The organism is Pseudomonas sp. D(2018) (assembly GCF_005502555.1).
Taxonomy (GTDB): Bacteria; Pseudomonadota; Gammaproteobacteria; order Pseudomonadales; family Pseudomonadaceae; genus Metapseudomonas; species Metapseudomonas resinovorans.
The window spans coordinates 1-15,401 of record NZ_SCOK01000040.1 but is presented as its reverse complement, the minus strand read 5'-3'; the positions used below and the strand labels follow the sequence as shown (position 1 = coordinate 15,401).

Sequence of the window (15,401 nt, the reverse complement as noted above, 5' to 3'; positions counted from 1 at the left end):
ATGGGCGCCCTTCACGGGATTAGGCGGCTTTTGAAATGGCTTTGATCGTACAGAAGTTTGGGGGGACCTCGGTCGGCACTGTCGAACGCATCGAACAGGTGGCCGAGAAGGTGAAGAAGTTCCGCGAAGGCGGCGATGACATCGTGGTCGTGGTTTCCGCTATGAGCGGCGAAACCAACCGCCTGATCGATCTGGCCAAACAGATCAGCGACCAGCCGGTACCGCGTGAACTGGATGTGATGGTTTCCACTGGCGAGCAGGTAACCATTGCGCTGCTGGCCATGGCGCTGATCAAGCGCGGTGTATCGGCGGTTTCCTATACCGGTAACCAGGTACGCATTCTCACTGACAGTGCCCACAACAAGGCGCGCATCCTGCAGATCGACGACCAGAAGATTCGTGCCGACCTCAAGGCCGGCCGCGTGGTCGTGGTCGCCGGCTTCCAGGGCGTGGATGAGCACGGCAACATCACTACCCTCGGTCGTGGCGGTTCCGACACCACCGGCGTGGCGTTGGCTGCGGCGCTGAAGGCCGACGAGTGCCAGATCTACACCGATGTAGATGGTGTCTACACCACCGATCCGCGCGTAGTGCCCCAGGCGCAGCGCCTGGACAAGATCACCTTTGAAGAGATGCTGGAAATGGCCAGCCTCGGTTCCAAGGTGCTGCAGATTCGTTCGGTGGAATTCGCCGGCAAATACAATGTCCCGCTGCGCGTGCTGCACAGCTTCCAGGAGGGTCCGGGCACCCTCATTACCCTTGATGAAGAGGAATCCATGGAACAGCCGATCATCTCCGGCATCGCCTTCAATCGCGACGAAGCCAAGCTGACCATCCGTGGCGTGCCGGATATCCCCGGCGTGGCCTTCAAGATCCTGGGCCCGATCAGTGCCGCCAACATCGAAGTGGACATGATCGTGCAGAACGTGGCGCACGATAACACCACCGATTTCACCTTCACTGTTCATCGCAACGACTACCAGAACGCCCAGCGCGTGCTGGAGCAGACCGCCAGCGAAATCGGTGCTCGCGAAGTGATCGGCGACACCAAGATCGCCAAGGTCTCCATTGTCGGCGTCGGCATGCGCTCCCACGCTGGCGTTGCCAGCCGCATGTTCGAAGCCCTGGCCAAGGAAACCATCAACATCCAGATGATCTCTACCTCGGAAATCAAGGTATCCGTGGTCATCGAGGAAAAGTACCTGGAGCTGGCGGTCCGTGCTTTGCACACCGCATTCGAGCTCGACGCCCCGACTCGACAGGGCGAGTAAGGCAATTTTCAAAAGGCGCGGCTCACCCCGCGCCTTTTGTCGTTTTTGGCTGCTACGGCGGAGCTTTCCTTTTGCCGGGGCTGGTCAATACTTGGGTGTAAGCTCCAGCGGCTAAACCGTGCCGGGGCCGTAACCATTTCTTTTTTGCAGACTGTTGTCCCGAAACGAATCCGTAAGGAGAAAGGAATGCTGATTCTGACTCGCCGGGTCGGAGAGACCCTGATGGTGGGTGACGATGTCACTGTGACCGTGTTAGGCGTGAAAGGTAATCAGGTGCGCATTGGAGTGAACGCTCCCAAGGAGGTAGCCGTGCACCGCGAAGAAATCTATCAACGCATACAGAAAGAGAAAGACCAAGAACCAAGCCACTAATTTTTCTGCAATTTTTGGCTTTGCAAACGGGGAAAACATGGTTATCATGCGCCCCGTGTTGCGGAGAGGTGGCCGAGTGGCCGAAGGCGCTCCCCTGCTAAGGGAGTACACCTCAAAAGGGTGTCGGGGGTTCGAATCCCCCCTTCTCCGCCATTTTTAGTGTTGTAGGGTGGTTCAAGGCTAGATCGATAAGTTATTGAAACTTCTCGAAAAAGCAGTTGACCGAAGCAAGAAATTCCCTATAATGCGCGCCCACAACGCACTCATAGCTCAGCTGGATAGAGTACCCGGCTACGAACCGGGCGGTCGGAGGTTCGAATCCTCCTGAGTGCGCCATTTTCAAGATATCCGGCTTATGCCGGAATCCTGAAAACCAGCGGTGATCTGGTCTAAAAACACCAACTGCGCACTCATAGCTCAGCTGGATAGAGTACCCGGCTACGAACCGGGCGGTCGGAGGTTCGAATCCTCCTGAGTGCGCCATACCCAAAGGGCCTGCAGAAATGCAGGCCCTTTTTTTGTTTCAACGCCCGCCTTTCACGCAACCCGCCTCATCGAATTGCACCAGGTGGCGGGCTCCCTTCTTTGGCTGATAGTGATAGAGAAGCCGACCGTTCTTGCCGCTTATGCGGTCGGGTTTTCCCAGGGCGCTCTCCACGTCGGCTCGGGTCATGCCGCTGCGAATCTGCTTGCGAATGATGGCGTGGCGTCGCTCCTGCGGAGAAATCAGGTTTCCGCATCCGTCCTCTCGCTCGCCGACCACTACTATTTCCTGACGCTGTTCTGAAATTCCCCAGTTCTGAGTCGGAAGATTCCTGCTGCCCAATTCTTCCTGTATCGGCTCGTTGCTTAGCAGATTCGGCGTCCGGGGGCGTTGTTGTTCGGTTTGGCTGCCGGGTGGACAGCCGTGTTGGTTGTAGCTGATGTTCCCGTCGGCGTCGCTGCAGCGGTACACGGAAGCCGCCTGCGCCGGGCCGTAGAGGCAGCAGGGTAGGGTGGTGAGGAGGAGGATCGAGAGCATTCGCATAGTGCCTTTTCCTTGGCGTGGGCTCTCGAGGGTATCCCGTGATTTTCCGTGCGTACGCGTGTCCTACAGAGGGCTGCCATCGTCGCAGCAGGGTGAAGACAATCCCAGCTTTGCGATGCAAGCGATTGTTCTTTCCATGATTTTGTAACGCGTGAGTGGAACGGCGGTGTTATCATTGCGCGGTCAGCCCCGCCGGGGCCTTCGGACAACCATCATGGACTTACCCAGTAGTTACTCAGAATCCCGATTGCACAATCGCGAAATGACTGTCTGACCCCTTCTGGCGTGCTCTGCCACTGGGGGTGGAGCGCGCTATATGACTGAAGTAGAAGCCAAAAAGCCGCAAGAGAGCCTGCAGGACCGCCTGGCCCAGGTTATCGAATTGCTGCATCGCCACAAGCTGGTGGAAGACCTGACCCACCGTCAGGAAGGCCAGCACCGTGACCTCGTCGAGAATCTCGTTCACCGGCAGAACCTTGCCGAGCTGCAACGAAAGCTCGATGAGCTTCACCCGGCCGACATCGCCCACATCCTCGAAGCCCTGCCGCTGAACGACCGCCTGACGGTCTGGCAGTTGGTCAAGGCCGAGCGTGACGGCGACATCCTCCTCGAAGTTTCCGACGCCGTCCGCGAATCGCTGATCGCCGACATGGACGATCACGAGCTGCTCGCCGCCGCCAAGGAGATGGACGCCGACGAGCTGGCCGACCTCGCGCCAGAGCTGCCGCGAGACGTGATCCACGAGCTGATGGAGTCCCTCGATGCCCAGCAGCGCGAGCGCGTGCGCTCCGTGCTGTCCTACGAGGAGGATCAGGTCGGTGCGCTGATGGACTTCGAGATGGTCACGATCCGTGATGACGTGACCTTGGAAGTAGTTCTGCGCTACCTGCGTCGGCTCAAGGAGCTCCCCGGTCACACCGACAAGCTTTTCGTTGTGGACTACGACGGCATCCTCCAGGGCGTACTGCCTATAAAACGCCTGTTGGTGAATGACCCGGACAAACAGGTGGCCGAGGTGATGGCGACCGACCCGGTGAGCTTCCATCCGGATGAGGACGCTTACGATGCCGCCCAGGCATTCGAACGTTACGACCTGGTGTCGGCTCCGGTGGTGGACAAGAACGGCAAGTTGATCGGTCGTCTGACCATCGATGAAATGGTCGACCTGATTCGTGAGGAGAGCGAGACCGAAGTTCTCAACATGGCCGGTCTGCGCGAAGAGGAAGATATCTTCGCCTCGGTCTGGAAGTCAGTGGGCAACCGCTGGGCCTGGCTGGCTGTCAATCTGATCACTGCCTTCATCGCCTCGCGGGTCATCGGCCTGTTCGAGGGCTCCATCGAGAAGCTGGTGGCCCTGGCCGCGCTCATGCCCATCGTCGCCGGCATCGGCGGCAATTCGGGCAACCAGACCATTACCATGATCGTGCGCGCCATGGCCCTGGACCAGATGGGGACAGGCAATACGTCGCGCCTGGTGCGCAAGGAGCTGGGCGTCGCATTGATCAATGGCCTGGTCTGGGGCGGGGTGATCGGTCTGGTGGCCTACTACCTCTACGGGAGCTGGTCGCTTGGCGTTGTGATGACGGGCGCCATGACTTTGAACTTGCTGCTCGCGGCGCTGATGGGCGTTTTGATTCCCATGACGCTGGTGCGCATGGGGCGCGACCCGGCCATGGGTTCCAGCGTGATGATCACGGCCATGACTGACAGTGGTGGCTTCTTCATCTTCCTTGGCCTGGCCACCTTGTTCCTGCTCTGACCTTTCCATAAGCGAAGAAGCCGCCTCAAGAGGGCGGCTTCTTCGTTTTTGGGGTAGCGCGGGGTGCAGGGGCTGCTTCGATGCCAAATCGAAGGCATGAAAAAACCGGCAGTTGCCGGCTTCTTCAATCGATGTGGAGTGGTCTCACGACTCTTCGGCCGCCAGCTCCGCATCGTGTGCGATCAGTGCAACCAGCGCGTTTTGCTGGCGCCGCGACAGCTGACGGAAACGCTGCAGCAGCTCGCGCTCGTGCAGGGTCAGCTCCGGGCTGTCCAGGCGCAGGGAAACACCTTCATCCAGTGCGCCTTCCTGGAGCATGCTCTGCTCGAGGCGGGCAATGATTTCGGAGTTCATGCTGCGGTGGTGGTTACGAGCGACCAGAGCGATGCGCTCGCGCATACCCTCGGGGAGGCGAACGACGAATTTGTCAGCCGTGCGACTGGAATAAATAGCCTGTTTCATAGGGCGCATACATTCAACCGGTTAGTTCAGGAAAGCGATGCTGGCAATGAGCTGCAGATTGTCACCGGTTTGACTGTCCTTGGCAGCAATTGTTCAACCAGTTTCGCGATTCGAATCGGTATGACCCTTGGGTCAGCAAAACGTTTCCTTGACGTCAATTTGGTGTCAGATTGTGATCGTTATAGCGGCTTTTGGCCAGCACCAATTGTCCGAATTGAGAGTGGCTGAACAATTCGCACGTTTCCGATGCACCTATGGGACTAAGCCGCTTTGACCGCAGTCTTCTCTCCTGCGAGCACCCTGTTACTCGTTACAGATAATGAAGGCACTGTGATGCTGTCTAGCCATCACGCTAAAGGGTAGCTGCTGTTGTCTGACCACGCCCAGTGCAAAAGAATTCCTTTGCGCTGTCATAAAAGCGGTTCAAAATTTTCCTTTCGGATTTCCGCTCGCTGGCGGCCACAACCCATCCTCTCCAGGTGCCCCATGACAGGCAGGCTCATTTACCTCATAGGCCCTTCCGGTTCTGGCAAGGACAGCCTGCTCGATGCCGTGCGTGAGGGCTCGGGCAGTCACGGTTGCCGAGTGGCGCGTCGGGTCATTACCCGCTCGGCGGAAGCCAAGGGTGAGCTGGCCGAAGCGGTCAGTCCCGAGGAGTTCGCCCAGCGAGAGGGCCGTGGCGACTTCGCCATGAGCTGGTACGCCAATGGGCTGTCCTACGGCATCCCCCGAGTCATCGACGAATGGCTGGATGCGGGCGACGACGTGCTGGTGAACGGCTCTCGCGGTTACCTGCCTGAAGCGCGTCGCCGCTATCCGCACCTGCTGGCCGTGCTGCTGACGGTAGAGGACGAAGTCCTGCGTCGGCGCCTGCACGCCCGTGGCCGCGAATCGGCGGAAGAGATCGAGGTCCGCCTGGCACGTAACGCCGGTTTTGCCGACACCTTGCTGGCTGGAGAAAACGCCGACCTCTGCCTGCTGGACAATTCCGGTTCCCTCGCCCAGTCCTGCGAGCGCCTGCTAAAGCTCATCGAAGACCACCGCCCCATCGCCTGGCCGGACTCGGCCTGACCCTCAATCCAGCGGCAGCTCGGTGGTGCGCTTGACCTCGCTCATGGCGATGTTCGAGTGCGCCTCCAGTACATGAGGGCGTTGCAGCAACTGGTCCCGCAGAAAGCGTTCGTAGCCGGCGATGTCCTTGGCCACCACCTTCAGCAGGTAGTCCGAGCCGCCGGCCATGGTGTAGCACTCCAGCACTTCCGGGTAGCCGACGATGGCTTCCTCGAACTCGGTGAGGTTGTTGCGGCCGTGGGCAGACAGCTTGATGTTGACGAATACCGTGATCGAGAAACCCAGCAACTTGGGATTGAGCAGGGCGACCTTGCGTTCGATCAGCCCGTCCTCCTGCATGCGGTGGATGCGCCGCCAGCAGGGTGACTGGGACAGCTCCACCTTCTCCGCCACTTCCGCGGCGGACAGGTCAGCGTCATGTTGCAACAGGCGCAGGATCTTACGATCGATGGGGCTCAGCGGGTTCTGCATGAATCTGTCCGAAATCTTGTTTTTGTTGGAAGGATCATGCGCAAGTCTGGCGTTGGAATCCGAAAATAGAAAGAAAAAATCAGCACCGTCCGGTCATATTCTTATCCACGCGTCCGAGGCAGCGATCCTGCGTCGGGCTGAACAAGAGATGGCACCCACCGTTGCCATCAAGGTCGCCATAAAAACAAAAGGAGCGCCCGCATGTCTCTGGCCGAGATCCGCCTGGATGACAAGTACCGCCTTGAAACCGGTCACCTGTACCTCACCGGCACCCAGGCACTCACCCGCCTGCCGATGCTGCAGAAGCAACGCGATAAGGCCCACGGCCTGAACACCGCCTGCTTCATCTCCGGCTACCGGGGTTCGCCGTTGGGCAACCTCGACAAGAGCCTCTGGGAAGCCAAGTCCTTCCTCAAGGAAAACCACGTTCACTTCCAACCGGGCGTCAACGAAGAACTGGCCGCAACCGCCTGCTGGGGCAGCCAGCAGACCAGCCTGTTCCCCGGTGCCAAGTACGATGGCGTGTTTTCCATGTGGTACGGCAAAGGGCCGGGCGTGGATCGCTGCGGCGACGTCTTCAAGCACGGCAACTCCGCCGGCGTCTCGGCCCATGGCGGCGTCTTGCTGCTGGCCGGCGACGACCACGGTTGCAAGTCCTCCAGCATCGCCAACCAGAGCGAGCATGCCTTCATCGGCGCCTCCATCCCGGTACTGAATCCGGCCAACGTCCAGGAAATCCTCGACTACGGGATCATCGGCTGGGAGCTCTCGCGCTACAGCGGCTGCTGGGTGGCGCTGAAGACCATCGCCGAAAACGTCGACTCTTCCGCTGTGGTGGAAGTCGACCCGCTGCGCGTAGATGTGAAAATTCCGCAAGATTTCGTACTGCCGGAAGACGGTGTTCATATCCGCTGGCCGGACCCGCCCCTGGCGCAGGAAAAGCGCCTGAACATGTACAAGATCTACGCCGCCCGCGCCTTCGCCCGTGCCAACAACCTCAATCAGGTGATGCTCGACTCGCCGACCCCGCGCCTTGGCATCATCACCACCGGCAAGTCCTATCTCGACGTGCGCCAGGCCCTGAACGACCTGGGCCTCGACGAGGAACTCTGCGCCAAGGTCGGCCTGCGGGTGCTCAAGGTTGGCATGAGCTGGCCGCTGGAACCCGTCTCCGTCCACGAGTTCGCCCAAGGCCTGGATGAAATCCTGGTGGTGGAAGAGAAGCGCAGCGTCATCGAAGACCAAGTCACCGGCCAGCTCTACAACTGGCCTGTGGACAAGCGCCCGCGCGTGGTGGGCGAGTTCGACGAGGAGGGCACCTCGCTGCTGCCCAACCTCAGCGAACTGACTCCGGCGATGATCGCCCGCGTCATTGCCAAGCGCCTGGCGCCGATCTACTCCAGTGAGCAGATCGAGTCCCGCCTGGCCTTCCTCGCCGCCAAGGAAAAGGCCCTCGCCGAGCCCAAGCACACGACCACGCGCACCCCGCATTTCTGCTCTGGCTGCCCGCACAACACCTCCACCAAGCTGCCGGAAGGCAGTCGCGCCCAGGGCGGCATCGGCTGCCACTACATGACCCAGTGGATGGACCGCAACACCGACACCTTCACCCAGATGGGCGGGGAGGGCGCCACCTGGATCGGCCAGGCGCCCTTCACCGACACCCCGCACATCTTCCAGAACCTGGGTGACGGCACGTATTTCCACTCCGGCCAACTGGCCCTGCGCGCGGCCGTCGCCGCCGGGGTCAACATCACCTACAAGATTCTCTACAACGATGCCGTGGCCATGACCGGCGGCCAGCCGATCGACGGCGAGCTGCGCGTCGACCAGCTCAGCCAGCAGGTCTTCGCCGAAGGCGTGAAGCGCATCGCCCTGGTCTCCGACGAGCCGGAGAAGTACCCGACCCGCGCCACCTTCGCGCCCATCGTCACCTTTCACCATCGCCGCGAACTGGATGCCGTGCAGCGCGAGCTGCGTGAGTTCAAGGGCGTGTCGGTGCTGATCTTCGACCAGACCTGCGCCACCGAGAAGCGCCGCCGCCGCAAGCGCGGCAAGCTGGTCGACCCGGCCAAGCGCGCCTTCATCAACCCGGCTGTGTGCGAAGGCTGCGGCGACTGCAGCGTCAAGTCCAACTGCCTCTCCGTGTTGCCACTGGAAACCGAGCTGGGGCGTAAGCGCCAGATCGATCAGAACGCCTGCAACAAGGATTTCTCCTGCGTCGAAGGCTTCTGCCCGAGCTTCGTCACCGTGCACGGCGGCAGCCTGCGCAAGCCCGAAGCCGCCGGTGCCAAGGCGCTCTTCGTGGCCCTGCCGGAACCGCGTCAGCCGAGCCTGAACCGTCCCTGGAACATTCTCCTGCCCGGCGTCGGCGGAAGTGGCGTAACCACCGTCGGCGCGCTGTTGGGTATGGCCGCGCACATCGAAGGCAAGGGCTGCACCGTGCTCGACCAGGCCGGCCTGGCACAGAAGTTCGGCCCGGTGATCACCCACATCCGCATTGCTGCCAAGCAGGACGACATCTACGCCGTGCGCATCGCCGCCGGCGAGACCGACCTGCTGCTGGGCTGTGACCTCGTCGTGGCCGCCAGCGAAGAGGCCCTGGCCAAGCTCAATGACCGCATCGCCAACGCGGTGGTCAACAGCCATGAGGCTGCCACTGCCGAGTTCACCCGCAACCCCGACGCCCAGGTACCGGGCCAGGCCATGCGCGAGGCACTGGTGGAAGCGGTGGGCGAGGCCAAGACCCATTTCGTCGATGCCACCCGCCTGGCCACCCGCCTGCTGGGCGACAGCATCGCCACCAACCTGTTCATGCTCGGTTACGCCTACCAGCGCGGCCTGGTACCCATCTCCGCTGACGCCATCGACAAAGCCATCGAACTCAACGGCGTGTCGGTCGCCCTCAACCAGCAGGCCTTCCTCTGGGGTCGTCGTGCTGCCCACGACCTGGCCGCGGTAGAGAAACTGGCCAAGCCTGTCGAAGTGGAAGCACCTCGCTGTGAAACCCTGGAAGAGATCATCCAGTACCGCGCCGACCACCTGCGCGCCTACCAGGACGCCGCTTACGCCGAGCGTTACCGTGCGCTGGTGGAGCGCGTGCGCAAGGCCGACAGCAGTGAAGACAAGCTCCTGACCCGCGCCGTCGCCCGCTACTACGCCAAGTTGCTGGCCTACAAGGACGAGTACGAAGTGGCGCGCCTCTACAGCGACGCTACCTTCCGCAAGCAACTGGACGCCCAGTTCCAGGGTGATTACCACCTGGAGTTCCACCTGGCGCCGTCCTGGCTGGCCAAGGCTGACCCGGTCACCGGCGAGCCGCGCAAGCGCCGCTTCGGACCCTGGATGCTCAAGGCGTTCGGCGTGCTGGCCGGGTTCAAGTTCCTTCGCGGCAGCGCGTTCGACCTCTTCGGTTACAGCGAAGAGCGCAAGCTCGAACGCCAGTTGATCGCCGAGTACGAAGCCACGGTCGACCTGCTGATCAAGGAACTGAAGCCAAGCAACTACGCCGCCGCAGTCGCCCTGGCCGAGTTGCCGGAGCAGATTCGCGGCTACGGCCCGGTCAAGGAACGCGCCCTGGCCAAGGTCCGCGAGCAAGAGAAGCAGCTGCGCACCCGCCTCACCGCCAGCGAGATCCAGGTGCTGCACCTGTTCGACCCGGCTGCCTGAACCCACCCACTCAAGCTCACCTCCCTCTTCCGTTCGCGGAGAGGGAGGCGAGCACCCGTTCAATTCGCAACACGTCACCACAGAATCGAGGAACACCCATGTCCGTCTTCACGCACGTCGAGTTCGATCATCACGAGCAGGTGGTCTACGGCCACGACAAGGCCTCCGGACTCAAGGCCATCATCGCCATCCACAACAGCAACCTCGGCCCGGCCCTGGGCGGCTGCCGCATGTGGCCCTACCTGAATGACGAGCAGGCCCTGCGCGATGTGCTGCGCCTGTCCCGTGGCATGACCTACAAATCCGCCCTGGCCAATCTGCCGCTCGGCGGTGGCAAGGCGGTGATCATCGGCGACCCGCACCGCGACAAGAGCGAAGCGCTGTTCCAGGCCATGGGCGATTTCGTCGACAGCCTGGGCGGCCGCTACATCACCGCCGCTGACTCCGGCACCGGGGTCACCGAGATGCGCATCATGGCCGAGCGCAGCCGCCATGTGGCCGGCGCCGGCACCCGCGAAGCCCTGGGCGGCGGCGTGCGCGACGGCAACCCGTCGCCATCCACCGCCTACGGCACCTTCGTTGGTATCCGCGTGGCGGCGAAGCATCGCCTCGGACGCGATGACCTTTCCGGCCTGCGCGTGGCCATCCAGGGCGTCGGCCAGGTGGGCTTCAGCCTGGCGCAGTACCTGAAAGAGGCTGGTGCCCAGCTCTGGGTCTGCGACATCCACGACGCCAACGCCCGCCGCGCCGCCGAGCAACTGGGCGCTCAGGTAGTCGGGCAGAACGATATCTATGGCCTGGACGTGGACGTCTTCGCCCCCTGTGCCATGGGCGGCATCGTCAACCCGCAGACCCTCGAAGCCCTGCGTGCGCCGATCATCGCCGGCGCCGCCAACAACCAGCTGGCCGACGCCGGCCTGGCCGAGGAACTGCGCCGTCGCGGCATCCTCTACGCACCGGACTACGCCATCAACGCTGGCGGCATCATCGACGTCTGGTACGAGCGCAGCAACGGCAGCGAAGCGGCGCTGCGCCAGCACGTGGAAGGCATTGGCGAGACCCTGCGGGAAATCTTCGTGCGCGCCGACAGCGAAGGCCGCACCACCACCGCGGTGGCCGACCGCCTGGCCGAGGAGCGCTTCGGCCGCGTCTGACGGCTGTTCCCAGCCGGCCATCGGCGAGCGCCCCTGGCCGGCCCGTACCTCACTACAACAACAAGACGGTATGCCCCATGACTCAAGAAAGCCTCGTATCCGGCCATGCCGGTGATGCCTCCAGACCCGCCGACGCCCGTGGACAATGGTCGTCGCGCTGGGCCTTCTTCCTTGCCGCAACCGGCTCCGCCGTGGGATTGGGCAATATCTGGAAGTTCCCCTACATCACCGGTGAGAACGGCGGCGGCGCCTTCGTTCTCGTCTACCTTGGCTGCATCCTGGTGATCGGCATCCCCCTGCTGATGCTGGAAGTAATGCTGGGCCGACGCGCCCGGGCCAACCCGGAGCAGGCGATGAACCTGGCAGCTCTCGATGCCGGTGCTGGGCGCCATTGGCGACGCCTGGGCAGCATGGCGGTGCTCACCGGCTTCCTTATCCTCAGCTTCTACACCCTGGTGGCGGGCTGGGCCGTGGCCTATGTCCCCGATGCCCTGGCCGGCCGCTTCGCCGGGATCGACGGCAAGGCCAGCGAGGCCCTTTTCAACGGTCTGCTGGCCAACCCGCTCAAGCTCCTGGCCTATGGCAGTGCTGTGCTCCTGGCCACCCTGTTGATCGTCGCCCTGGGTGTGCAGAAAGGGCTGGAGCGCTCGCTGCGCTTCCTCATGCCGGGGCTGTTCCTGCTCCTGCTGGTGCTGGTGGGCTACGCCGCCACTACCGAGCACTTCGGCACTGCCGTCCACTTCCTCTTCGATTTCGACTTCAGCAAGCTCACCGGCCAAAGCGTACTCATCGCCCTGGGCCATTCGTTCTTCACCCTCAGCCTCGCCAGCGGCGCCATGATGGTCTATGGCTCCTACCTGCCCGCCGGCACGTCCATTGCCCGCACCTCGATCATGGTGGCCATCGCCGACACCAGCGTCGCCCTGCTGGCGGGTCTGGCGATCTTCCCGCTGGTGTTCGCCAACGGCCTGGAGCCTGGCTCCGGTCCGGGGCTGATCTTCGTCACCCTGCCCATCGCCTTTGGCCAGATGCCCTTGGGCAGCCTGGTAGGCGGGCTGTTCTTCGTGATGCTGGCGATCGCCGCCCTGACCTCCGCCATCTCCCTCAGTGAACCCACCATTGCCTGGCTCACCGAGCGCTTCGGCATCGGAAGGGTCAAGGCGGTGCTGCTGAGCGGCCTCGGTCTGTGGGTGCTGGGGCTGGGCTCGGTGTTCTCCTTCAACCTTGGCGCCGAGTACACCCTGTTCGGCAAGACCTTCTTCGACGCCCTGGACTACCTCACCGCCAACCTGCTGATGCCTGTCGGTGGCCTGCTGACCGTGCTGTTCTGCGGCTGGGTGCTGGGCCGTGCCAAGGTGGAGGAGGGCGTGGGCATCGCCAGCCCGACGCTGTTCCGTCTCTGGTGGAAAATGCTGTGCTACGTCACGCCGCTGTGCATTCTCGTGGTTTTCCTCCACAGCCTGGGCCTGTTCTGAGCCCGTCGGGATGGCATGACAAACGCCGCGAACGTCGTTAACATGCCGCCCGTCCTCACGACCTCGCCACCCGGCGGGGTCGCCGCGTCCCAGTAGCTCAATTGGATAGAGCATCCCCCTCCTAAGGGGAAGGTTGGTGGTTCGAACCCACTCTGGGACGCCATATATTCCGCGGCTTACAGCCATTTCACCCTGACAGCAGGTAGCACCCGTGACAGCAGGGTGACAGCAAAAACCAAGCGTCAGCTGTCACGCGATCGAGTCGCGGATGCGCAACACGGTGGTGGTGCTGCAATCGGCGTGACGGGCCGTCGCCCGGATGCCCAGGCCGGCCCCCAGCAGCTCAGTGACCCGCTTGTGCAGATCGGCATCCACCGGACGCCCCTTGTACTTCCCTTCATCCTTGGCCTTCTTGATGCCCTGGGCTTTGTGCTCGCGGCGCTGCTCGTAGTTCTTGCGAGCGATGTTAGCGGGCACACCCCAGTCGATGTACTTGAGTATCTGCGTAGCGTCTCGCTGAAGTGTGCGTGGTGGTTGCGTCCGCTCTCATGCCGCGTCGCAGGGCGCAGGTCTGAAAGTCCAAGTTCGATGGACGGGCGAGATTGATGGACGAGCAACTGCGCGTTCATTCGAATGAATGATTTCAAAAAAATGGGGCCTTCTATCCTGAAGCGTCAGGAAATCAACGCTGCTGGAGGGTTGTGCAGATGGCCACCATAAATGGCAATAACGGCGACAATATTCTGACCAGTGCTGGAGGCAGCGATACTCTTAATGGTTTGGGTGGTAACGATACGCTGAGCGGTAATGGCGGCAGCGATACGCTGGACGGCGGAGCCGGCAACGACTTGTTGATCGGCGGCAGCGGCAGTGACACCTACCGCTTTGGCAGCGGCTATGGTCATGACGTGATCGACAACAGCGGGGGCAGCAGCAGCGACGTTGATACCATCCGCTTGTCCAATCTGAACGCCGGGCAAGTCCGCCTGAACCGTGTGGGCAATGACCTGATCCTCACCGTGATCGCCACGGGTGAAACCCTCACCGTCAGCCAGCACTTCCTCACCCCCAGCCGGGCCATCGATCGCATCCAGTTCGCCGACGGCAGCCGCTGGACCAGCAACGACATCATTGCCAACCTGTATTACCCGTCGGTGACCCCGACCAACTCTGGCGACATCATCAATGGCAATCCGGACGATGACGTCCTGTCGGGCCTGGGCGGCAACGACATCCTCTCCGGCAACAGCGGCAACGACCTGCTTGACGGGGGCACCGGGGCCGACCTCATGCAAGGGGGCCAGGGCAACGATACCTACGTGGTCGACCACCTTTTCGATATCGTGGTCGAGGCCAGTAACGCGGGCATCGATACCGTGCGTGCCAGCATCAGCTACAGCCTCGGCGACAACCTGGAGAATCTGACCCTGCTGGGGACCGCCGATCTCAACGGCTTCGGCAACTCGCGGGACAACACCCTGATCGGCAACGCCGGCAACAACCTGCTCAGCGGCGGCGCTGGCAATGACCGGTTACAGGGCGAGGCCGGCAACGATATGCTGCTCGGTGGCAACGGCAACGACACGCTGGAGGGCGGCGCCGGCGACGACCTGCTGGATGGCGGTTCAGGTACCGACACCATGGCCGGCGGCAGCGGCAACGACGTCTATGTGGTTTCGCAGAGCAGCGACAGCGTCAGCGAGGCGGCTGGCGAAGGCACGGACACCGTCCGTGCCTCAGTCAACTACAACCTGGGCGCCAACCTGGAAAACCTGGAACTGACCGGCAGCTCCAATCTACGCGGGACAGGTAACGCCCTGGACAACCGCCTGCTCGGCAACAGTGGCAGCAATATCCTGGATGGCGGCGCCGGCAACGACTGGCTGGCTGGCCGGCGCGGGAGTGACACCTACCTGTACGGCGCCGGCACTGGCAACGATGTGGTCGACAACAGCGGTGGTGCCGGCAGCGATGTCGACACCCTGCAACTAACCGGGCTCAACCCGGCGAATGTGCGCTTCCTGCGCAGCGGCAGCGACCTGGTCATGCAGGTGCTCGCCACCGGCGAAACCCTGACCCTGCTGAACTTCTACCTCGGCGCCGACTTCGAAATCGACCGGGTGCGCTTCGCCAACAACACCGTCTGGAACAATGCCCAGCTCAAGGCCGCGGTTAGCGGTAGCGTCAACGTCGCGCCCACCTCCAGCGACGATAGCCTGACAACCCTCGAAGACACCTCGGTGCTGCTGCGTGCGACGGATTTCGGCAGTTACAACGACACGGAAGGCACACCGCTGGCCGCCGTTCGCATCACCGCGCTTCCCGGAACGGGAAGCCTGCAACTGTTCAACGGCAGTGCCTGGAGCGCCGTGATTCTCGACCAGGTCATCAGCCGGAGCGATCTGGATGCGGGCCGGCTGCGCTTCGTACCGGCGGCGGATGGCAATGGCAGCCCCTACGCCAGCATTGGCTTCAGGGTCGGCGACGGCAGCGCCTTCGCCCTGAGCGCCAACACCCTGAGCATCACGGTGACCGCCGTCAATGACGTGCCGACCCTGGTCAATGCCCTGACCGACCAGGGCGCCAGCGAAGACAGCCCGTTCAGCTTCACGGTGCCGGCCGACGCCTTCGCCGATGTCGACGGTGACACCCTCAGCTACAGCGCCACGC

General features: G+C 62.4%; 11 protein-coding genes, 4 tRNA genes and 1 pseudogene. 12 read left to right on the top strand and 4 right to left on the bottom strand.

Going from position 1 to position 15,401, the window contains the following annotated elements:
- Nucleotides 1–35 precede the first annotated feature (35 nt).
- The 5 genes from FFS60_RS21330 to FFS60_RS21310 all read left to right on the top strand — a co-directional run bounded on the left by FFS60_RS21330 (nucleotide 36) and on the right by FFS60_RS21310 (nucleotide 2,126).
- Nucleotides 36–1,271: an aspartate kinase gene (locus FFS60_RS21330; protein WP_137823081.1), complete on the top strand. Its 1,236-nt coding sequence runs from the start codon at nucleotides 36–38 to the stop codon at nucleotides 1,269–1,271.
- A gap of 186 nt (nucleotides 1,272–1,457) precedes the next feature.
- Nucleotides 1,458–1,643, top strand: coding sequence for a carbon storage regulator CsrA (gene csrA, locus FFS60_RS21325; RefSeq protein WP_003283978.1), 186 nt, complete (start codon nucleotides 1,458–1,460; stop codon nucleotides 1,641–1,643).
- Between the two features lie 62 nt (nucleotides 1,644–1,705).
- Nucleotides 1,706–1,796 (top strand) — tRNA-Ser (locus FFS60_RS21320).
- Nucleotides 1,797–1,902: 106 nt separating this feature from the next.
- Nucleotides 1,903–1,979, top strand: a tRNA-Arg gene (locus tag FFS60_RS21315).
- 70 nt (nucleotides 1,980–2,049) lie between these two features.
- A tRNA-Arg gene (locus FFS60_RS21310) sits at nucleotides 2,050–2,126 on the top strand.
- Nucleotides 2,127–2,166: 40 nt separating this feature from the next.
- Here FFS60_RS21310 and FFS60_RS21305 read toward each other — a convergent pair.
- A complete protein-coding gene (locus tag FFS60_RS21305) occupies nucleotides 2,167–2,664 on the bottom strand; it encodes a DUF4124 domain-containing protein (protein WP_256658122.1) in 498 nt (165 codons plus the stop codon).
- A gap of 322 nt (nucleotides 2,665–2,986) precedes the next feature.
- Here FFS60_RS21305 and mgtE point away from each other — a divergent pair, with 322 nt between their 5' ends.
- Nucleotides 2,987–4,429, top strand: a complete 1,443-nt coding sequence (gene mgtE, locus FFS60_RS21300) for a magnesium transporter (RefSeq protein WP_028626386.1) — start codon at nucleotides 2,987–2,989, stop codon at nucleotides 4,427–4,429.
- A gap of 144 nt (nucleotides 4,430–4,573) precedes the next feature.
- Here the strand turns inward: mgtE and FFS60_RS21295 are convergent, their stop codons facing one another.
- Entirely contained in the window at nucleotides 4,574–4,900 is a 327-nt protein-coding gene (locus FFS60_RS21295) for an Arc family DNA-binding protein (protein WP_028626387.1), read from the bottom strand.
- Nucleotides 4,901–5,377: 477 nt separating this feature from the next.
- Here FFS60_RS21295 and phnN point away from each other — a divergent pair, with 477 nt between their 5' ends.
- A complete protein-coding gene (gene phnN / locus FFS60_RS21290; protein WP_028626388.1) occupies nucleotides 5,378–5,962 on the top strand; it encodes a phosphonate metabolism protein/1,5-bisphosphokinase (PRPP-forming) PhnN in 585 nt (194 codons plus the stop codon).
- Nucleotides 5,963–5,965: 3 nt separating this feature from the next.
- Here phnN and FFS60_RS21285 read toward each other — a convergent pair whose 3' ends face one another.
- On the bottom strand, nucleotides 5,966–6,433 hold the full coding sequence (locus FFS60_RS21285) for an Lrp/AsnC family transcriptional regulator (protein ID WP_028626389.1): 468 nt from the start codon (nucleotides 6,431–6,433) through the stop codon (nucleotides 5,966–5,968).
- Nucleotides 6,434–6,634: 201 nt separating this feature from the next.
- On the opposite strand from FFS60_RS21285, the gene FFS60_RS21280 reads away from it, so the two are divergent.
- The 4 genes from FFS60_RS21280 (at nucleotide 6,635) to FFS60_RS21265 (ending at nucleotide 12,894) form a co-directional block, all read left to right on the top strand.
- Entirely contained in the window at nucleotides 6,635–10,102 is a 3,468-nt protein-coding gene (locus tag FFS60_RS21280) for an indolepyruvate ferredoxin oxidoreductase family protein (protein ID WP_137823079.1), read from the top strand.
- A gap of 98 nt (nucleotides 10,103–10,200) precedes the next feature.
- Nucleotides 10,201–11,256: a Glu/Leu/Phe/Val dehydrogenase dimerization domain-containing protein gene (locus tag FFS60_RS21275; RefSeq protein ID WP_028626391.1), complete on the top strand. Its 1,056-nt coding sequence runs from the start codon at nucleotides 10,201–10,203 to the stop codon at nucleotides 11,254–11,256.
- Between the two features lie 77 nt (nucleotides 11,257–11,333).
- Nucleotides 11,334–12,731 (top strand): sodium-dependent transporter, encoded by a 1,398-nt coding sequence (locus tag FFS60_RS21270; RefSeq protein WP_137823078.1) that lies wholly within the window; start codon nucleotides 11,334–11,336, stop codon nucleotides 12,729–12,731.
- A gap of 86 nt (nucleotides 12,732–12,817) precedes the next feature.
- Nucleotides 12,818–12,894, top strand: a tRNA-Arg gene (locus tag FFS60_RS21265).
- An 86-nt stretch (nucleotides 12,895–12,980) separates the two neighbouring features.
- Here the strand turns inward: FFS60_RS21265 and FFS60_RS21260 are convergent.
- Nucleotides 12,981–13,202: pseudogene (locus FFS60_RS21260) on the bottom strand (helix-turn-helix domain-containing protein); the annotation flags it as partial.
- Between the two features lie 236 nt (nucleotides 13,203–13,438).
- Here FFS60_RS21260 and FFS60_RS21255 point away from each other — a divergent pair.
- A partial coding sequence (locus FFS60_RS21255) for a calcium-binding protein (protein WP_305955954.1) occupies nucleotides 13,439–15,401 on the top strand: 1,963 nt, incomplete at its 3' end.

Coding starts and splice junctions, on each gene's coding strand:
- FFS60_RS21330 (WP_137823081.1), top strand. CDS start 36: ATGGCTTTGATCGTACAGAAGTTTGGGGGGACCTCGGTCGGCACTGTC.
- csrA (WP_003283978.1), top strand. CDS start 1,458: ATGCTGATTCTGACTCGCCGGGTCGGAGAGACCCTGATGGTGGGTGAC.
- FFS60_RS21305 (WP_256658122.1), bottom strand. CDS start 2,664: ATGCTCTCGATCCTCCTCCTCACCACCCTACCCTGCTGCCTCTACGGC.
- mgtE (WP_028626386.1), top strand. CDS start 2,987: ATGACTGAAGTAGAAGCCAAAAAGCCGCAAGAGAGCCTGCAGGACCGC.
- FFS60_RS21295 (WP_028626387.1), bottom strand. CDS start 4,900: ATGCGCCCTATGAAACAGGCTATTTATTCCAGTCGCACGGCTGACAAA.
- phnN (WP_028626388.1), top strand. CDS start 5,378: ATGACAGGCAGGCTCATTTACCTCATAGGCCCTTCCGGTTCTGGCAAG.
- FFS60_RS21285 (WP_028626389.1), bottom strand. CDS start 6,433: ATGCAGAACCCGCTGAGCCCCATCGATCGTAAGATCCTGCGCCTGTTG.
- FFS60_RS21280 (WP_137823079.1), top strand. CDS start 6,635: ATGTCTCTGGCCGAGATCCGCCTGGATGACAAGTACCGCCTTGAAACC.
- FFS60_RS21275 (WP_028626391.1), top strand. CDS start 10,201: ATGTCCGTCTTCACGCACGTCGAGTTCGATCATCACGAGCAGGTGGTC.
- FFS60_RS21270 (WP_137823078.1), top strand. CDS start 11,334: ATGACTCAAGAAAGCCTCGTATCCGGCCATGCCGGTGATGCCTCCAGA.